General features: G+C 60.8%; 18 protein-coding genes. 8 read left to right on the plus strand and 10 right to left on the minus strand.

The window, feature by feature from the left end:
• Window positions 1-253: 253 nt before the first annotated feature.
• Window positions 254-1,828 carry a cation:proton antiporter family protein gene (locus tag DA373_RS10050; RefSeq protein ID WP_107852180.1) on the plus strand — a complete coding sequence of 525 codons (1,575 nt, stop codon included), beginning with the start codon at window positions 254-256 and terminating at the stop codon, window positions 1,826-1,828.
• A gap of 3 nt (window positions 1,829-1,831) precedes the next feature.
• Here DA373_RS10050 and DA373_RS10055 read toward each other — a convergent pair whose 3' ends face one another.
• The 8 genes from DA373_RS10055 to ectA all read right to left on the minus strand — a co-directional run bounded on the left by DA373_RS10055 (window position 1,832) and on the right by ectA (window position 10,179).
• A complete protein-coding gene (locus DA373_RS10055) occupies window positions 1,832-2,971 on the minus strand; it encodes an MFS transporter (protein ID WP_107852181.1) in 1,140 nt (379 codons plus the stop codon).
• Between the two features lie 92 nt (window positions 2,972-3,063).
• Window positions 3,064-3,792 (minus strand): hypothetical protein, encoded by a 729-nt coding sequence (locus tag DA373_RS10060; protein WP_107852182.1) that lies wholly within the window; start codon window positions 3,790-3,792, stop codon window positions 3,064-3,066.
• 32 nt (window positions 3,793-3,824) lie between these two features.
• Window positions 3,825-5,447 carry a DUF2813 domain-containing protein gene (locus DA373_RS10065; protein WP_107852183.1) on the minus strand — a complete coding sequence of 541 codons (1,623 nt, stop codon included), beginning with the start codon at window positions 5,445-5,447 and terminating at the stop codon, window positions 3,825-3,827.
• A 28-nt stretch (window positions 5,448-5,475) separates the two neighbouring features.
• Window positions 5,476-5,757 (minus strand): peptidylprolyl isomerase PpiC, encoded by a 282-nt coding sequence (gene ppiC / locus DA373_RS10070; RefSeq protein WP_107852184.1) that lies wholly within the window; start codon window positions 5,755-5,757, stop codon window positions 5,476-5,478.
• A gap of 289 nt (window positions 5,758-6,046) precedes the next feature.
• On the minus strand, window positions 6,047-7,483 hold the full coding sequence (locus DA373_RS10075) for an aspartate kinase (protein WP_232821248.1): 1,437 nt from the start codon (window positions 7,481-7,483) through the stop codon (window positions 6,047-6,049).
• A 329-nt stretch (window positions 7,484-7,812) separates the two neighbouring features.
• Window positions 7,813-8,220 (minus strand): ectoine synthase, encoded by a 408-nt coding sequence (locus tag DA373_RS10080; protein WP_107852185.1) that lies wholly within the window; start codon window positions 8,218-8,220, stop codon window positions 7,813-7,815.
• Between the two features lie 122 nt (window positions 8,221-8,342).
• Entirely contained in the window at window positions 8,343-9,614 is a 1,272-nt protein-coding gene (ectB, locus tag DA373_RS10085; protein ID WP_107852186.1) for a diaminobutyrate--2-oxoglutarate transaminase, read from the minus strand.
• A gap of 58 nt (window positions 9,615-9,672) precedes the next feature.
• Window positions 9,673-10,179 carry a diaminobutyrate acetyltransferase gene (gene ectA, locus DA373_RS10090; RefSeq protein WP_107852187.1) on the minus strand — a complete coding sequence of 169 codons (507 nt, stop codon included), beginning with the start codon at window positions 10,177-10,179 and terminating at the stop codon, window positions 9,673-9,675.
• Window positions 10,180-10,740: 561 nt separating this feature from the next.
• On the opposite strand from ectA, the gene DA373_RS10095 reads away from it, so the two are divergent.
• The 7 genes from DA373_RS10095 (at window position 10,741) to grxB (ending at window position 16,173) form a co-directional block, all read left to right on the plus strand.
• Window positions 10,741-11,616, plus strand: coding sequence for a tetratricopeptide repeat protein (locus tag DA373_RS10095; protein ID WP_107852188.1), 876 nt, complete (start codon window positions 10,741-10,743; stop codon window positions 11,614-11,616).
• Window positions 11,617-11,751: 135 nt separating this feature from the next.
• Window positions 11,752-12,087, plus strand: coding sequence for a DUF413 domain-containing protein (gene maoP / locus DA373_RS10100; protein ID WP_107852189.1), 336 nt, complete (start codon window positions 11,752-11,754; stop codon window positions 12,085-12,087).
• Between the two features lie 111 nt (window positions 12,088-12,198).
• Window positions 12,199-13,614 (plus strand): exodeoxyribonuclease I, encoded by a 1,416-nt coding sequence (gene sbcB / locus DA373_RS10105; RefSeq protein WP_107852190.1) that lies wholly within the window; start codon window positions 12,199-12,201, stop codon window positions 13,612-13,614.
• Between the two features lie 9 nt (window positions 13,615-13,623).
• Window positions 13,624-13,962 (plus strand): CidA/LrgA family protein, encoded by a 339-nt coding sequence (locus DA373_RS10110; RefSeq protein ID WP_107852191.1) that lies wholly within the window; start codon window positions 13,624-13,626, stop codon window positions 13,960-13,962.
• On the plus strand, window positions 13,959-14,648 hold the full coding sequence (locus DA373_RS10115; RefSeq protein ID WP_107852192.1) for an LrgB family protein: 690 nt from the start codon (window positions 13,959-13,961) through the stop codon (window positions 14,646-14,648). The genes DA373_RS10110 and DA373_RS10115 overlap by 4 nt, the downstream gene beginning before the upstream one ends.
• 15 nt (window positions 14,649-14,663) lie before the next feature.
• Window positions 14,664-15,509 carry a cytidine deaminase gene (gene cdd, locus DA373_RS10120; protein WP_107852193.1) on the plus strand — a complete coding sequence of 282 codons (846 nt, stop codon included), beginning with the start codon at window positions 14,664-14,666 and terminating at the stop codon, window positions 15,507-15,509.
• A gap of 13 nt (window positions 15,510-15,522) precedes the next feature.
• Complete coding sequence (grxB, locus tag DA373_RS10125) at window positions 15,523-16,173, plus strand: glutaredoxin 2 (RefSeq protein WP_107852194.1); 651 nt, start codon at window positions 15,523-15,525, stop codon at window positions 16,171-16,173.
• Window positions 16,174-16,182: 9 nt separating this feature from the next.
• On the opposite strand, the gene recR is transcribed toward grxB, so the two are convergent.
• Both recR and DA373_RS10135 read right to left on the minus strand, forming a co-directional pair.
• Complete coding sequence (gene recR / locus DA373_RS10130) at window positions 16,183-16,788, minus strand: recombination mediator RecR (protein ID WP_107852195.1); 606 nt, start codon at window positions 16,786-16,788, stop codon at window positions 16,183-16,185.
• 94 nt (window positions 16,789-16,882) lie between these two features.
• Window positions 16,883-18,382, minus strand: a complete 1,500-nt coding sequence (locus tag DA373_RS10135) for a diguanylate cyclase domain-containing protein (RefSeq protein ID WP_198650289.1) — start codon at window positions 18,380-18,382, stop codon at window positions 16,883-16,885.
• Between the last annotated feature and the right edge of the window lie 177 nt (window positions 18,383-18,559).

An 18,559-nucleotide genomic window follows, 5' to 3' on the forward strand; every position in this document is an offset into this window, starting at 1 on the left:
GCTTGAAATGCTCTTTAAAGGCGTCGAGAGACATGGATTCAGACCTAAAAAGTAAGCATAAGATCACAGCCGGATGACTGCGTCAACCACCTATATTTGTTCAATAAACGTTCACGATCTCGCCCTGGGATGAAAACCCGCTCCATTTGAAAAAACCGGCTTCAAACTGGCCGCCTTTGTTGACAAGGTGCGGCCGGAACAAGGACTATAGCTTCCACCACAGGAGTCGGTTACAACTTATAACAAGCACATCATGGATCCCGTTTTTATTGCTGTCGCCTTTGGCTGCGGCCTCATTGTCTATCTGATTGACCTGCCGCCACTCATCGGTTTTCTGGCCGCCGGCTTCATACTCAACGCCATGGGTTTTGAACCCAATGCCACCCTCGACACCCTGGCCAACCTGGGGGTCACCCTGCTGCTGTTCAGCATTGGGCTCAAGCTCAATATCAAGACCCTGCTGCGGCGTGAAGTCTGGGGCACCGCCTGCGGGCATATTCTGTCTTCCACCGCGCTGTTTACCCTGGTGCTGCTGGGCATCAAGGCCCTGGGCTTTGCTCTGGCCCAGGAGCTGCACTGGCAGCAGGCCATGCTGATGGCCTTTGCGCTCAGTTTTTCCAGTACCGTGTTTGCGGTCAAGGTGCTGGAAGAGCGCAGCGACATGAACACCTTCTATGGCGTGGTCGCCATCGGCGTACTGGTCATGCAGGATCTGTTTGCGGTGGCCTTTCTCAGCATTTCCGCCGGCAAGGTGCCCAGTCCCTGGGCGCTGAGCCTGATCGTGCTGTTGCCGCTGCTGCGGCCGGTGTTCTGCCGCATACTGGAACGCTGTGGTCACGGCGAGCTGCAGACCCTGTTTGCCGTCTTTCTGGCACTGGTGGTGGGGTATGGCGGCTTTGAACTGGTGGGCCTCAAGGGCGATCTGGGCGCGCTCATCATTGGCATGATGCTGGCGTCCCACTACAGCGCCCCGGAGCTGGCCAAGTCGTTCTTCAATATGAAGGAGCTGTTTCTGGTGGCCTTCTTCCTGAACATCGGCCTGAATGGCATGCCCACCCTGGACACCCTGTGGATCTCGCTGTTGCTGGTGCTGGTGCTGCCCCTGAAAAGCCTGCTCTACTACCAGTTTTACAAGCGCTGTTTTCTGCGGCCGCGCACCTCACTGCTGGCCACCCTGAGCCTGAGCAACTATTCCGAATTTGGCCTGATTGTCGCGGCACTGGCGGCCCAGCAGGGCATGCTCAGCAACGACTGGGTGATCGTCGCTTCCATCGCCCTGGCCATCTCCTTTGTGGCCTCGGCGCCGCTGAACGCCAATAACGAAAATATCTACCGCCGGCTGATGCACCGGCTGTCTCCCCGGGATCCCAGGCGGCTGCACCCGGACGACATGCCCATTCAGCTGGGCGACGCCAATATTCTGATCGTGGGCATGGGTCGCATTGGCCAGGGCGCCTATATGGAGCTGGAAGGCGTCCATCCGGGTAAAAAGCTGGTGGGTATCGACTCCGACGAGAAAAAGATTCCGCTGCTGAAAGAGCTCAACATCAATGTGATCAAGGGCGATGCGTCAGACTCGGACTTCTGGGACAAAACCAATATCGGCAGCCAGCTGGAATACATTTTTCTGGCCATGCCCAACCATGCCGGTAACCTGTATGCGCTGGAGCAGATCCGCCACGCCAATTTCAAGGGCCGGGTGGCGGCCATTATCCGTTATCCGGAAGAAGGCGCCCAGCTGCGAGAGCTGGGCGCGGATGATGTGTTCAATATCTATGAGGAAGCCGGCAGTGGCTTTGCCCGCCACGTGATCGAGCACACCGGGTGACGGTTACACCGCGTCGCCCAGGGGCTTGTCGAGCACCAGGCGTACCAGCAGCAGCCACAGTGCCCAGCCGGCCACCAGCAGAATAATGAACAGAAACAGCCCGGCCTGATACTTTTCCAGCATCATGCCGGCAATCACCGGGCCGGTCAGCGAGCCGATGCTGTAGGCAAACATCAGCTTCTGGGTCATGCGCACCAGGGCCCGGCCGTGCATTTTGCCGCAGGCATAGGACATGGTGGTCGGATAAAGGGTAAAGGCACCCGCTCCCACCAGGGCAAAAGCCAGGATCAGCATGCTGTTGCCGCCGAATTCCCAGACCAGCAAACAGCCGGCCCCCACCATCAGGGTCTGCACCCCCATCATGGTACGCTTGCCCAGCCGGTCGGCCAGGCTGCCGTTGGGCAGCTGAAAGGCCATGCCGCACAAAATCAGCCAGGCCATATACAGCCCCACTTCATCGCCCAGTGCCAGCTGCTCCAGCTGAATGGGCATCAGCGCCGACAAGCCGCCCAGCAGCATGCCCGCCACCAGACAGCCGGCCAGACCCAGGGCCCGGTCGGTGCGGGGCGGTTTGCCGCCGGCCACGCCTTCAGCGGCCACCTCGGCATCCAGATCCGGCGTACGCGCCCAGCGCAGCGGCAACAGCGCCACGGCACACAGGCCCGAGGCCAGCCAGAAGGCGGCCTGGCTGTCGGCCGGGATCCAGTCAATAAACAGCTGGCTGATACCGTAGCTGAAGTAATACACCAGCATATAGCGGGCCATGGCGCTGGAGCGCCGGTTCAGCGGCGCCACTCCCAGCACCCAGCTTTCCACCGCCACAAAGCTCACCGCCGCCGCCATGCCCGCCAGCATGCGCAGCATCAGCCACAGCGGCAGCAGGCTGGTCCAGGTCAGCGCCACCGCGGCCAGCGCCAGGGTGGCGCTGCACAATACCAGGGCGCGCACATGACCCAGCCGCTGAATGAGTTTGTCGGCAAAAAAGCTGGCACCCAGCATGCCCAGATAAAAGGCGGCGCCAACCAGACCAATCTGCGCCGCTGGCGCTCCCTGGCCGTTTAAATAGACTGCCACCAGGGTCACCAGAAAGGCATTGCCCAGGGTCAGCAGGATCAGATGAGTGTAAAGGGGAACAAGATGCATGGCGCCTCCGGATTTCGAGGCGCGCATTCTAGGAAGCGCCGAATCGCAAGTACAACGAGAAAAATTTGTGATCCGGCGAGAAAATTTGATGTTTAACTAATGTTACCGGCCATATGCCAGATCATGCCCTGCCCGAGGGTGAGCGCGCCCAGAATTAACAAGGCGGCAACGGCGATCACCGGCGGTTTGGTCGGCTCCTTGCGCAGCAACGGCAAAAACCACACCAGGGCGCCAATGAGCACGGCGGCACTCACCTGCACAAAGGGCATCACCAGGGATTGCTGTGCAGACTCGGTGATCGCCGTGGCGCGCACCGCCAGCGCCAGCAGCCAGATCACGCCAAAGGCGGAGCCGGCCAGGGGCAGCAGCACATTAAAGGCCTGCAGCCGGTGTTTGGCGCGCACCATGATGAGATGGGCAAACACACAGCCACCGGCTCCCGCCGCCAGCAGCGCCCAGCCTGGGCCCATGCGCCAGCCCACCAGGGCCGCATAGAGCAACGCCAGCACCAGCGCCGGATAATGCCAGCTTACATCCAGGCTGCGTTTGCCCTGCATGCGCGCCTGATAGAGCACGGTACCCAGCCCCGCCACCAGGGTGGCAACCCCCAGCCACAGCATCATGGCCGGCACGCCCGCTTCCACCCCCAGCATCAGCGCCAGGCCGAACACCGCCCACACCGAGATGGCGCCGTCACCGATACGCCGGCGCTGGCCGGGGCAGAGATCGCCGTTTTTCAGTACCCACACCAGCAGCGCCAGGGCCGCTACTGCACTCAGAGCCAGGGGCGCGAACAACCGCGCCGGCAGCAATTCTGTCATGGTTTGCCTCCGTTGAATCGTCGGCGGGCATTTTACCGTTGTCGGCGGGCCAGTGCGACTATGCGGGCAAACATACGCCGCAACTCCACCGGCACTCGCTCGGGGCCGTGGGGTTCAATGGCCTCCACCAGCGCCAGCGCCATGCCCGGCTTGCTGCGCCGGCTCAGGGCCCGCTCTATGATGCGCGAGGGAGGGGTGTGCTTGTCGTGAATGTTGGCTTCCTGGCGAAACACCGGCTCCAGCCCGTTGAAATACATAAAGTGCTCAATGTCGGCCCGGGGCAGCACGGTCAGGTGATCCCCTTCCCGCTCGCCCCGCAGCATGCTGCGCACGCCCTGGGCGTATTTCTGCCCGGCCTCGTCGCCGTCGGTGAGCAGGTGCCAGCCAATGCCGAAGTCCCGCGCCACCTTGATCAGCGGACTGTGGCCGCACTGGGCAAATTCAATAATACGAATGCCCTCGGCGGGCAGCACATAACCGCAGATGCGCGCCAGCTCCGACAGCAGCCAGATTTCGGTTTCCCCTTCCACCAGCAGCCAGTAGCGGGCAAACAGCGACATGGGCCGGTTAATGCGCACATGAAAGGCAATGCGGCGCATGTCTTCGGCGCTGTAGCGTTCGTTGCCAATGCCCAGGCAGCGGGTTTCCTCCTCCAGCCGCACCAGGCGGCGCAGATGATGAAGGGGAAAGGCCGACAACAGATCACCGGAGTTGGTGGTCACCAGCTTCTGGCCGGGAAAACGGTCCAGAATGCCCCAGGTGGCCGCCAGCATGGTGGGATGCAGCCGGCTTTCCGGATCTTCAATCAGCAGCATGGGCCGGGCGCCGGGCTCAATGGGCCGCCCGCCCCGTGCCTGCAAAATGGTGCGGGCCACCGCCGCCAGCGCCAGCGACAGGGCGCTGTCTTCCCCCAGCGGCTGCCAGTCGTTGAACTGGCCCAGCTGGCTCAGGGTCACCGGGTGTATGGCAATGTCCCGGGCCCGGCGCGGCGCCCGGCTGGTGGCGCCCTGAGGCGTAAAGTAGTGTTCAAACAGCTGGCGCACCGCATCCAGCCCGGCCTTGATCTCCCGCCGGCTGAGCTCGTCTTCTTCCGCCAGCTGCTCGCTGAGCCGGCCCAGCAGCTGCTGGTAGTCGCCATTGAGGTTGACGATGGGCAGATCCTGGGGCGCGCCCCGGGAGTCCCGCAGCCGGAATACCGGATTCATTTCAATCAGCTGGTGCACCAGGGCATGGGCGTCGGGCAGCTCAACGACATTGCCGGCGCCGTCGAGAAATTCATGATGACTGATCACACCGCCGTTCACCCGCCGGGCACTGGCACGGTAGTGCACGCGATGATAGCGATCCTTGTGCGCCACCCACACCGGCTCCAGCCGGGCCAGACGACCGGAATGTTCGCTCACACCGGGCCTGTGCTCCCGGTAGGTCAGGGTAATGGAAAGCGTCTCGGCCGGCTGCCCTTCTTCCACCCGGTAGAAGTCTTCGTCGGCAAAGTCATAGCAGCAGGCCCCCCGCCCCATCAGCCGCCACAGTGCACGGAACAGGCTGGTTTTGCCCCAGGCGTTTTCCCCCATCAGGGCAGTGCTCTGATCCAGGGGCAGGGAAAGCTGGTTCAGCCCGAGAAAGTTGCGGATCTCGACGTGCTCAAGGTACATGGGCGGTATCCGGATTGGTGAGTAGAAGTCAGCTGCGGTAAAGCACCTTGATCAGATGATAGCCAAAACGGGTTTTGACCGGCCCCTGCACTTTAAGCTCGGGGCCGGTAAACACCGCCTTGTCAAAGGGACCGGCCATGTCGCCCTTTTTGAACTCCCCCAGATCGCCGCCCTTTTTGCCGCTCGGGCAAATGGAGTGTTTTTTGGCCAGCTGATGAAAGTCGGCGCCCTTGTCCAGTTGCGCCTTGAGTTTTTTACACTCGGCCTCGGTTTTTACCAGTATGTGCAGGGCACAGGCACGTTTTGCCATTGAAAGGTTCTCGTCGAAATAAAGCAGTAGGACCAGTGTGCCAAAATGCGGGGGGAGACGGAAGAAGTGGGAACATGGTAGGCGCCGCTTTAGCCGGCGCAAACCCGCCAGCGACGCCATGTTTAAAGGCCGGCGACGCCGGCCCCGCCAACTAAAGTGGCGGCTACATCTGCATGACAGCCGTTTTTCTCGCTCCCACGCTCTGCGTGGGAGTGTATACCGGACTTCAATACCAATATGCGTTCCCACGCAGAGCATGGGAACGAGTTAGGTGTACATTCTGCCTGATTTACGCCACCGCCAGGGCCACGGTGTCGGCGTGGGTCTGCACCAGCTCGTCGTGCAGGGCCACCACCGCCTGCTCGTAGAACTCGTCGTCCACAATAAACTGCATTTCCACCGCCCGCAGCGACTGATGCACGGCGCGCACCGGCACTTCGGCCTTGTTGAGCGCGCCCACCGAGCGGGCCAGCAGGCCGGGAATGCTCATGTCGCTGCCCACCGCCGACACCAGCGACACCTTGTGGGTGGTCACCTCGGCGTTGTCGAAATGGCGCTGCAGCGAGCTCACCAGCCGGCGCACCTGCTTGCGGTTGCCCGCCAGATAATAGGTCAGGGTGTTGGCGTTCATGTCCTTGGCCACCAGATTGAGGTGCATCTTGTCGAGCTCGTCGGTAAAGCCCTCGGCGTAGTGGGACACCCGGCCCACCATGTCCTGATCGAACAGCTCCACCGCAAACAGGTTGCGGCGACCGGCCACCATTTCCACACAGGGGGCCGGGCTGCGGTAGTCGGTGGTGATCAGCGTCCCTTCGTGCTCCGGCTCAAAGGTGTTGCGCACCCTGAGCGGAATGCCCTGCTGGCGCAGGCCCTTGGCGGCCTGGGGGTGAATGGCTTCCATCCCCAGGTTGGACAGCTGATCGGTGACGTCATAGTTGGTACGGCCGATGGGGATCACCTCATCTTCGCCGGCCAGGCGCGGATCGGCGCTGCTCAGATGATATTCCTTGTGAATAATGGCCTCGCGGGCACCGCTCAGCACCGCCAGCCGGCTGAAGGTCATTTCGCTGTAGCCCCGGTCAAAGCTGCTCATCAGGCCTTCCTTGCAGTGGGCATAACCGGTGACCACCGGCAGCTGGGAAGACAGGTCCACCCGGGCCAGGGCCTCATTGAGCACCTCATCCAGGGGCAGGGCATCGTCGGTGCGCCAGCCGGTCAGGTCCATCAGAATGGCATTCACGCCGCTCTGGCGCAGATACAGCACCATATTGTGGGCGCTGTGGGCCTCGCCCATGGCCGCCAGCAGCTCGCGAATGGTCTGCAGCTGCTCCGCCAGCTGAAACTGGCCAAAGGCACATACCCGGCGCAGGTGGTGCAGGCAGTCGCGAATGCCGGCAATACGCTCGCGCAGAAAGGCGTCGGCCAGGGCCCGCTCGGGGGTGGCGCCGAACATTTCTTCGTTGATCTGCGCCATACGCTGACTCACGTTGTCGAGCGACTGCTCCCAGGCATTGTCGTCCTCGGCATCGGCAAAGGTGGCATACACCCCGGGCGCGCCGGTGCGCTTGCATTCCAGCAGGCCGTCGGTAATGCCGCCAAAGGCCGACACCACCAGCATGCGCTGGTAATAATTATCGTTTTTACGGTTATACAGCACGATATTGTCGCGTACCGCCTGATACTGGCTCATGGAGGTGCCGCCGATTTTTTCTACCGTATGTAACACGTTATTGCTCTCCCGTTCCCTGAAATAAAAGTTTGATATTCTGGAGCGCACACTTTCAGTGGGCCTGGGTATACTCACCCTGCCCAGTGAAAAGGTGCGAAGTATAAAGGCGCGACGAAGCAGCAGCGGGGATTGCCGTAGCCGACCGTCAAATGCCAAGGACGGCATTTGCCGAGCGTCCCATGGGGCGAGCTTGCTCGCCGTGACGAACGATAAAAGCCTGACCGAACATTAAGTATGCTCGCAGCAGGTTTTTATCGTGAGTGGCAACCACTGAAGCGTGTCGGCGGAGGTAACCGCGCTGATGCTTCGCCTTGCGGACGCTTTCCTCAGCCTTCCGCTTCTTCCGTTTCCAGCGGATACACGCCGTCGGCGTCGTGCACTTCCTTACCGGTGAGCGGCGGGTTGAACACGCAGGCCAGCTTCATGTCTTCGCTGCCGCCACGCAGCAGGTGCTCGTCGTGCTTATCGAGAATGTAGAGGGTGCCCGGCTCAATTTTGTAAATCCTGCCGGTGGCCAGATCTTCAATTTCGCCGTTGCCACTCATGCAGTACACCGACTCCAGGTGGTTCTGGTAATGAATATGGGTTTCGGTGTTGGCATAGATGGTGGTGATGTGGAACGAAAAGCCCATCTTGTCGTCTTTGAGCAGCATGCGGGTGCTTTCCCAGGTGCCGGTCTCGGATTCAACGCGGCGTTCGGTTTTCTCACAGTCGGCAAGGGTACGTACGATCATGGTGTTTCCTTTAACTATTCGAGTTTTCGTCAGCTTTTTGTAGGCCCGGCTTCAGCCGGGCATGGAGTGCCCCAATAAATTGGGGCCTACAGCAAACTGCATAAAAGTGCGGGGATGACGGCTCAGGACGCCTTTTTCAGGCGCTTGGCGGCCACATTCACAATGGCCTGCTCCAGCCAGTCCAGGCCCTGGGTCAGCTCTTCTTCGGTGATGATCAGCGGGCACAGGCACTTGACCACTTCGTCATCGGGGCCGGCGGTTTCAATCACCAGGCCCAGCTCAAAGGCGCGGCTGGTAATTTCATCGGCAATGTCGCCGTTCACGCAGGCAATGCCCTGCATCATGCCGCGACCCTTCACTCTGTCGAACAGCTGCGGGAACTTGTCCACCAGCGTTTGCAGCCGGCGGGTCAGCAGCTCACCCTTGGCGCGCACGCCGGCGGCAAACTCGTCATCCTGCCAGAAGGTTTCCAGCGCCTTGCGGGCGGTGATAAAGGCGTGGTTGTTGCCCCGGAAGGTACCGTTGTGCTCACCCGGCTCCCACTGATCCAGATCCGGACGCAGCAGCACCAGCGCAAAGGGCAGGCCCATGCCGCTCAGGGACTTGGACAGAGTAATGATGTCGGGCTTGATGCCCGCCGGCTCAAAGCTGAAGAAGGTGCCGGTGCGGCCGCAACCGGCCTGAATGTCATCGGCAATCAGCAGAATGTCGTGGGCGCGGCAGATCTTCTCCAGGCGCTGCAGCCACTTCATGGAGGCGGCGTTCAGACCGCCCTCGCCCTGTACCACTTCAAACAGCACGGCGGCAGGCTTGTCCAGGCCACTGGAGTTGTCGTTCAGCATGGTTTCAAACAGCACCAGGCTGTCTTCACCGGTGCCGGCATAACCGTCATAGGGCAGACGGGTCACATTGGCCAGCACGGTGCCGGCGCCACCACGATGGTGCTGGTTGCCGGTGGCGGCCAGCGCCCCCAGGCTCACACCGTGAAAGCCGTTGGTAAAGGCCACGATGTTTTCCCGGCCGGTAACCTTGCGGGCCAGCTTCATGGCCGCTTCCACCGCATTGGTGCCGGTGGGGCCGGTGAACTGGGCCACGTGATCCAGACCACGGGGCTTGAGAATAATGCTCTGCAGGGCGCTCAGGAATTTCGCCTTGGCATCGGTGTGCATGTCCAGGCCATGGGCAATGCCGTCGTGCTGAATGTACTCGATCAAGGCTTCCTTCAGGGCCGGGTGGTTGTGGCCGTAGTTCAGGGTGCCGGCACCGGCCAGAAAGTCCAGATAGCGCTTGCCGCTGCGGTCATGCAGCCACACGCCTCTGGCCTGATCAAACACCACCGGAAACGAGCGGGCATAGGTTTGTACGGTAGATTCCATTACGTCAAAAATACTCATCACGACTCCTTAAAGTCCGAGTTCAAATCGTTAAATGCGAAAAATGGGGAAGACGGGCTCAGGCGAGCGGAATGCGATAGAGGATCTCGCTCTTGCTGTCGCCGCCGAAGTGACGCTCCTGATCAAACAGCACATGACGGCTGCCGGCGCCGGTGCCTCTGTCCCGGGACAGGCTGTCAAACAGCCCCCAGGAGGCCGCATTGTCGGGCGTAATGGTGGTTTCAATGCGGCGCACGCCCTGGCAGGCGTCGGCGTCGAGCAGGTTGTCGAGCAGGCGACGGGCCAGCCCCTCTCCGCGGGCGCGTTTATCTATGGCTACCTGCCACACGAACAGGGTGTCCGGCTCGGCGGGCTTGCGGTAGGCAGAGATAAACCCCAGCAGGGTTCCGTCGTCTTCGTCTTCGGCCAGCATGCAGGTGTCGGCGAAGTGCGAACACTGCAGCAGGTTGCAGTAGGTGGAGTTGGTATCGAGGGGTTTGCAGCGCTCAATCAGCAGATTGACGTTACGACCGTCCGTGGCATTGGGATGTCGCAATACAAGTTGTAGATCAACTGTTGTGTCCATAATGGTTGGTATTAATCTCTTTTGGTTAGTGAGCTAATCAAAAATTCCTTTATTAACCTAACAAACCATCAATCAATTGCAAGGCGGACTCTGTGAATTTAATTTGAACCGCATGCTTTTTTATCACCATATTATCGTCACCCACACCCCCTCATTTTGCCCGAAACCCTTGTCGCCAAAGGCCTGAACGACACCCCCCACCGTCGGCACGGCATCGGTAACCGGCGACAATACACGCAAAATTTTTTCAATAAACCCTGACAAAGAGGTGAAATTCAGCAAAAATCCGCACCACCAGCCCACCCCCCTCTTTGCCACCAGCACGCTCGCAGCGCTCTGGCGCGCTCACCGGCCCCACCTCAGGATCACAGCCGCAGCGCAGCCATTTACTCAGAGGACGAACCAATCAATTCAATAGCAACCTGGCGAAAAACTCATTAGATCCCTAAATAGCATGCAGAAAAGGCTGGCAGCATGATCATTTGAAAGCGAATGATCGTCGCGGTATTCTTTCCCCCGCTTTCACAACCAATTCACATTTGTCACTCCCACGGTATGCCCATGCTCAAACATTTCACTGCCCTGCTGTTGCTGTGCCTGTCTCTGCCTTCCGTTGCCGCCGAGCCCAGGCCCGAGCCTGAAACGGGTGAGGCCACCGAGGAGGTCCGCACCCGGCTTACGCCCCTGATGGAACGCTACATACTCGACGAGCTGAAGTCGCTGCGCACCGAAATGGCCCAGTTCCGCGTCAACGTAAAGGAAGAGGTGGTGCAAAAAGAGCTGGGCGTGGCCGACAAGGCCATGAGCTACGCCAACGTCACCGTGACCTATTTCTTCTATCTGCTGGCAGGCGCCGCCTCTGTGCTGGCCATCGTGGGCTGGCAGTCCTTGCGCGAATTAAAGAAGTCCGCCCGGGATTACGTGGAAACCCAGATGAAGCAGATCACCGAAACCTATGAGCGCAAGCTTCGGCAAATTGAGCGCGAACTGCAGCGAAAAACCAAGGTTATTGCGGAAAACTACCGGGAAATTGAACGATTTCAGGAAGTGCACGCGCTCTGGCTGCGGGCCAGCCAGGAGCAGAGCCCTCAGGCCAAGATGGATATTTATGATCAGATCCTGCACATCAAGCCCGGCGATCTCGACGCCCTCACCCACAAGGCCGATGCGGCCCTGATGATGAACGAGCGCCAGTGGGCCCTGAGCCTGTGCAACCGGGTTATGCAGGTGGATCCGCAAAACGCCCACGCCCTCTATCAGCGCGCCTGTGCCAACGCCGGCATGGGTCACGAAGAGCAGGCCCTGAGCGATCTGGAGCTGGCGGTGGAAAACAATGTGCACCTGCGCCATGTGGCGGCAGAAGACGAGGAGTTCGAGCCCCTGCGCCAGCACCCGCGCTTTATTGAATTGACCCTGGATGCGACTGAAACTGCGTAGTAAATAAACCGGGCTTGTGCACGAAAAACTCATGAAACAAATTTGCACATGACATAAAAAAAATTGATTTTGCGTACCGGGCTCGAGTGCCATACTTTCCGCGATCATCAATGCCACGTTAGAGTGAGAATGCACATGAGCTTTGAGTCAGCCAAGCCGTTTCAGGACTTTACCCACTTCCCGCGCGGGCTGCGCCGCTGTGGCGAGTTCACCGTGACCGAAGCCCAGCTGCTGGAACAATGCGGCCACGCCATGCTGGGTCTTTATACCGGCCAGCGCGCTCCCATGAGCGACGAAGAGCAACGCTTTGTAGAGCAGGTACAGCAGCAGGCCACACCCGAGCTGCGCCATGCCAAAGTGTGGATGAAATACCTCAAGGTCATCGGTCCGCGCCGGGTGCACCGGCTGTGCTCGCCCATGAGCGGCGGCAACGACGACGACTACGAGCCGGTGGAAGACACCGCCGACTGATGCCAGAAGGCCGGAGCTGCTCCGGCCTTTTTTGTTTACCCTTCATTCCCTTGGGTTCCCTGCCCGAGTCACGCATAATGAACGGCAAACACAGCCAGGTGCATAACAACAATGAGCGAGCAGAACCTGCCCACCTTTTACTTCTACGACTATGAAACCGCCGGGGTCAGCCCGAGCCAGGACAGACCCGTGCAGTTTGCCGGCATTCGCACCGACGCCGACTTCAATGAAATCGGCGAGCCCCAGATGTTTTACTGCCGGCTGCCGGCCGATTACCTGCCCTCGCCGGAAGCCACCCTGATCACCGGCATTACGCCGCAAAAGGCGCAGCAGGAAGGTTTGTGCGAAGCGGACTTTATTGCCCGCATTCACCAGCAGTTCAGCCACCCGCAAACCTGCGTGCTGGGTTACAACAACATACGCTTCGACGACGAAGTCACCCGTTACACCCTGTATCGCAACTTTTACGATCCCTACGCCTGGAGCTGGCAACAGGGCAACTCCCGCTGGGATCTGCTGGATGTGGTGCGCGCCTTTTACGCCCTGCGCCCGGAAGGCATTGAGTGGCCGGAAGACGAAGACGGCCGGCCCAGCTTTAAACTGGAGCGGCTGACCCAGGCCAACGGCATTGACCACGGCCAGGCGCACGACGCCCTGGCCGACGTGCGCGCCACCATTGCCCTGGCCCGGCTGCTGAAAACCGCCCAGCCCAGGCTGTTTGACTATCTGTTTGAGCTGCGCAACAAGCACAAGGTCAAGGCACTGATCGACATCATCAACGGCAAGCCCCTGGTGCATGTGTCCGGCATGTTTTCTCCCTGGCAGGGCTGCGCCAGCTGGATTGCGCCCCTGGCCTGGCACCCGGACAACACCAACGCGGTGATCTGCGTGGATCTGGCGAAAGATCTCTCGCCGCTGGTGGAGCTGGACGCCGACACTCTGCGCCAGCGCCTGTATACCAAAAAGAGCGAGCTGGGCGAGCTGCCGCCGGTGCCCCTCAAGCTGGTGCACATCAACAAATGCCCGGTGCTGGCCAAGGCGGCGGCGCTGACCGAGCAGCGCGCCGACGAGCTGGGCATCGATCGGGCACAATGCCGCAAAAGTCTGGATTTGTTACGAAAACACCCGGAAATCCGGGAAAAAGTCGAAGCAGTCTACCAGCAGGCCGCCGGCTTTGATAACGACGACGATGTCGACACCTCCCTCTACAGCGGCTTTTTCGGTGACGCCGACAAGGCCGCCATGGCCATGGTACGCGACGGCCGGCCCGAGACCCTGGGTGAACTGCCGCTGCAGTTTACCGATGACCGTCTGCCGGAGCTGTTGTTTCGCTACCGGGCCCGCAACTACCCCCACACCCTGAACGAGCAGGAATGGCAACGCTGGCGCCTGCACTGTCAGGAGCAGCTCTCGGCCCGGGCCGAGCCCTATATGCACCGGCTGGAACAACTGGTGATCGAGCATCAGGATGATGAAACCCGGCTGGCGCTGCTGCAGGCGGTGGCCCGTTACGTTCAATCCCTGTAAGATTTCCATATGAAGCTTATTCGTGATTTTGCGGTGATCCTTGCCTGCCTGCTGGCAGGCAAGGCCATTGCCGCCCTGCTGCCCTTTGCCTTTCCCGCCAGCATTATCGGTCTGCTGCTGCTCTTTACCCTGCTGAGCACCCAGATCATAGGGCTGGACTGGATACACGACGGCGGCCAGCTTATTTTGCGGCACATGGCGCTGCTGTTTATTCCGGTGGCCGCCGGCCTGCTGGGTTATGCCGACGTGCTGAGCGCAGGACTGGGCTTTATTCTGGTGGCCGCGATCACCGGGCTGGTGCTGATCCTGCTGGTGGTGGGCCGGCTTTACCAGAGGATGATGTCATGATGTTCTGGCTGGCCATACCGCTGACCGTGCTGTTTTACCTGCTCACCCGCAAGCTGGCGCGCCGGCTGAAGAGTCCGCTGGTCAACCCCATTATGATACCGGCGCTGCTGGTGATCGGCCTGCTGCTGGCCACCGGTCAGGATCCGGCAGACTATGAAGCCGGCGCCGAGCCCCTCAGCCTGCTGCTGGAGCTGGCGGTGGTGGCCTTTGCCCTGCCGCTCTATCAGCAGGCCGCCAAAATCCGCAGCCAGCTGGTGCCCATTTTGCTGTGCTGCAGTCTGTCGGTGCTGATTTCGGTGGGCACCACCCTGCTGATTGGCACCTTTATTCACGCCAGCCCTGAGCTGCTGGCCTCGGTGGCCACCAAATCCATTACCACCCCCCTGGCCATGAGCGTGAGCGAAGCCATGGGCGGCATTCCCGCCATTGCCGCCGGCCTGGTGATCATAGTGGGCATGATGGGGGCCATTATCGGCTTTCCGCTGATGCGCCTGGCCGGTATTCACCATCCCGAAGCCCAGGGACTGGCCATGGGCGCCGGCGCCCATGCCATCGGCACCGGGGCCGCCGCCGAGGTGGGCAATACCCAGGGGGCGTTTTCGTCCCTAGCCATGGTGGTGTGCGGCATTGTCACCGCCCTGCTGGCGCCGCCCCTGTTTCACCTCTATCTCTGGCTGACAGGCTGACCCGGGAGACACACCATGGCACACGCGCTTGCTGAGGCACTGCAACAACAGGGGCTGACACACCCGCTGCAGCTCACACCGGGCCAGATAGCGGCACTGAGGCAGGCAACCCGGCTTGCCGAAAACGAGCTGGCGCTGGCGCTGCTGCCTCAGGCCCAGAGCCTGGCCCATGCGCCGGTATCCGGCTTTGCCGTGGGGGCCATTGCCATGGCCGGCTCGGGACACTGGTATCTGGGCGCCAATCTGGAGTTCACCGGCCTGCCGCTGAACCATTCCGTGCATGCCGAGCAGGCTGCCATCGGTCACGCCGCCCTGCACGGGGAAAAGACCATCAGCAAGGTGGTGGTCAGCGCCAGCCCCTGCGGCCACTGCCGTCAGTTTATGCAGGAGCTGAACCAGAGTGATCTGACCATCATACTGCCCGGTGAACGCCACCGGCTGAGCGCGCTGCTGCCCCATGCCTTTGGCCCGGCGGATCTGGGCCTTGCCGGCGGCATGCTGACGCCTTCGCCCGGCTCCCTCACCAGCAACAGCGCCGATGCACTGATACAAACGGCCCTGGATGAAGCCAATGCCAGCCACGCCCCCTACAGCAACAATCGCGCCGGCGTGACCCTGCTGCTGAAAGACGGCCGGGTCTGCCGGGGTCGCTATCTGGAAAACGCCGCCTTTAATCCCGGCCTGGGCCCCATGCAGCTGGCCCTGAGCCAACTGCGGTTGCACGGAGCCTCGCCGGAGCATATTTGCCGGGCCGTGCTGGTGGAAAGGGCCGCCGTCATCAGCCAGTACCCCGGCGCCGCTCAGGCGCTGGCCTCGGTCAGCCCGGTGGCGCTGACACACCTGGCCCTGTCACAACGATAACAAGGAGCACACCATGAAACTGTATCTGTTCGATCATTGCCCGTTTTGCGTCAAGGCCATGATGGCCGCCGGTTACGCCGGACTTGAGGTGGAGTATGTGTATCTCGACAACCACGACGTGGCCGCCCGGGAGCGCATGGTGGGTTACAACGCCGTGCCCATTCTGGAGAAAGAGGACGGCAGCTTTATGGCCGAAAGCGCCGACATTGTGGAGTTGCTTATCAGCAAGAGCGACAAAACCCTGGCCCCCGCCGTCTTTGGCGAGCGCATCAGCCAGTGGCAGGAGCGCCACCAGCAGACCCTGTGGAACCTGATCTTTCCCCGGGACGTGCGCCTGCCCCTGCCGGAGTTCGCCAAACCCGAAGCCATTGACTATTTCACCCGCAACAAAAGCGCCATGCTGGGTCACAGCTTTGAGCAGGCACTGCAGGAAACCCCGGCCCACCTGGCCGACATGCGCGCCGCCCTCGGCAAGCTGGACTGGCTGCTGCCGCCGTCACAGCGGGACGACAAACGGCTGAGCTGGGACGACATTCACCTGTTCCCCACCCTGCGCAACCTCACCATGGTGAGTGGCCTGGAGTTCGGTTTTGGTCTGAATGCCTATCTGGACGAAGTGTCACAGCTGACCGGCGTGGCCCTGTACCGGGATATGGCCTGCTGAGTTGACGGCTTACCCGCTGAACGCCTTTCTGCCCATAAAGGAATGGCTGAGGGTATTGCCGTCCACCAGCTCCAGCTCGCCGCCAATGGGCACGCCGTGGGCGATGCGGCTCACCGACACGCCGTGGCGGCGGGCGATATCGGCAATAAAGTAGGCGGTGGCTTCCCCTTCCACCGTGGGGTTGGTGGCCAGGATCAGCTCGTCAAACTGCTCAGCGTCCAGCCAGTTTTCCAGCACATCCAGCCCCAGCTCTTCCGGGCCCACCCCGTCCAGCGGCGACAGGTGGCCCATCAGCACAAAGTAGCGTCCCTGATACTGGCCGGTCTGCTCAATGGCCACCACGTCGGCGGGGCTTTCCACCACGCACAGCTGACCGCTCACCGCCCGCTTGGGGCTGGCGCAAATGGCGCAGATGTCTTCTTCGGTAAAGGTGCGGCACTGGCGGCAATGACCGATATGATCGAGCGCCTGCTCCAGCACATGGGCCAGCCGGCGGCCGCCGGCGCGCTGGCGCTCCAGCAGGGCAAAGGCCATGCGCTGAGCCGACTTGGGGCCCACCCCCGGCAGCACCTGCAGGCTTTTGATTAAATCATCCAGTAACGGGCTGAAACGCATGGCAACACTCGAACAGTCATAACCAAAAAAAGTGACGGCGGCTCAGGCCACCATCAACAAGACAGGCGGAATCTACCATATTGGCCAGCGGAGATCACGGTCGGCCGGGAGCTCCCAGCCGGATGTTGCGCTGCTCCTTGTCCCGGTCGCAAGACGGGCTTTCCGCCACCAGGTGCATCACGTTGGACAGACGCCGGTCGGCCCGATGCCGCTTGGCCTGATACATGGCTTCATCGGCATGTTGCAACAGGGTCTCGGCATCGGTGCCATTGCGGGGGTAGAGACTGATGCCCAGGCTGCCGCTGACCGACACCCGCCGCTCATTCAGGTCGAATGGCTGGCGCAGGGCATCAAGAATACGATCGGCGATAATATCGGTATCACTGGCCTGCTCAAGCTGCTCCAGCACAATCACAAACTCGTCCCCACCCATACGCGCCACCGTATCTTCCGTACGCACACACTGCAGCAGCCGGCCGGCCACGGCCTGCAGCAGCAGATCGCCGGCGGCATGGCCCAAGGTATCGTTAATCTGTTTAAAGCCATTCAGATCAATAAAGAAAACGGCCATCAGGGTCTGATTGCGCTGTGCGCGACTCAGGGCCCGCTGCAGCCGGTCCATCAGCAGGGTACGGCTGGGCAGGCCGGTCAGCCGGTCGTGGTGAGCCTGCTCAAGCAGTTTGCGCGTATGTGCGCTTTTCCATTTAAACAGCCCCCAAATCAGCATCAGCAGGGCCAGCACCAGCAGGCCGGCATATCGGAGCAGCGTCTGCTTTTGCTGCTCCGCCCTCAGCCCGCCGGCCAGCCATTTGTCGTGCAGTTGCTGAAACTGACCAGTACGCTTCAGCCGGCGCAGACCCTCATCAAGCTGCGCCAGAAGGGCCGGCTGGCCTTTGGTAATAGCAAAACCATACTGGTAGGGAGAGGCCAGGGAGCCGGCCAGCACCAGGTTGGACAGCTCATGATGCCGGATCTGATACAGGGCCGTGCTTTCCAGCTCCACCATGGCATCGTGATGCCCTTCTGCCAGCCGGCGCAGGCCGGTCAGGCTGTCAAATACCGGCACATTGCCCGGACGTTTGCCAAACAGCTCCCGGTGCACCATGCTGTCGGCCAGCATCAGTACCTGTTTGTCCTGCAGATCCTCAAAATGATGAATATCGGTATTGCCCTTGCGGACAATAATCGACATGGGTGACACATGATGGGGAGTGGCAAAGTCAAAGAGAAAGCTGCGGGGCCGGGTCATGACCATTGCCGCCATATCGGCCTTGCCCACCATCAGCTTCTGAATGACATCCCCCCATGGCATGGCCTGAAACACCACCTCGAACCCCATCAACTCGCCGATCTGGCGGATCAGCTCAACGTTAAAGCCAATGGGCTGGCCCGTGGCATCGGTTGATTCAAAGGGAAGGTTATGGAAGGCAAGGGCATATACCAGCACCGGCCGTTCTGCCGCCCGGGTGGGCGTACCACGAAGAAACAACAGGGCTGCCAGCAACAGCAACGCGACATGACCGGCCCGCCGCCAGCGCCCGGTCAATAACAACCGCCGGGCCGGCCCTGCAAGGGCCTGATCACAAGTTGGCATGCACAACATTGTCATAAAAAATTCATCAAACTGTCATTTTATCGCACTATGTTCTGCCAACCAAGTCCGGCACCGACTTTCCTTTTTACCCCGGCGGCCAAATAAAAACGGCGCCGGTTTACACACGACGCCGTTTTTACCGCCGGCTCAGGGCTGCTGAGCCGGAAGCAAGAAACT

Source organism: Oceanimonas marisflavi, assembly GCF_003049725.1.
Lineage (GTDB): Bacteria > Pseudomonadota > Gammaproteobacteria > Enterobacterales > Aeromonadaceae > Oceanimonas > Oceanimonas marisflavi.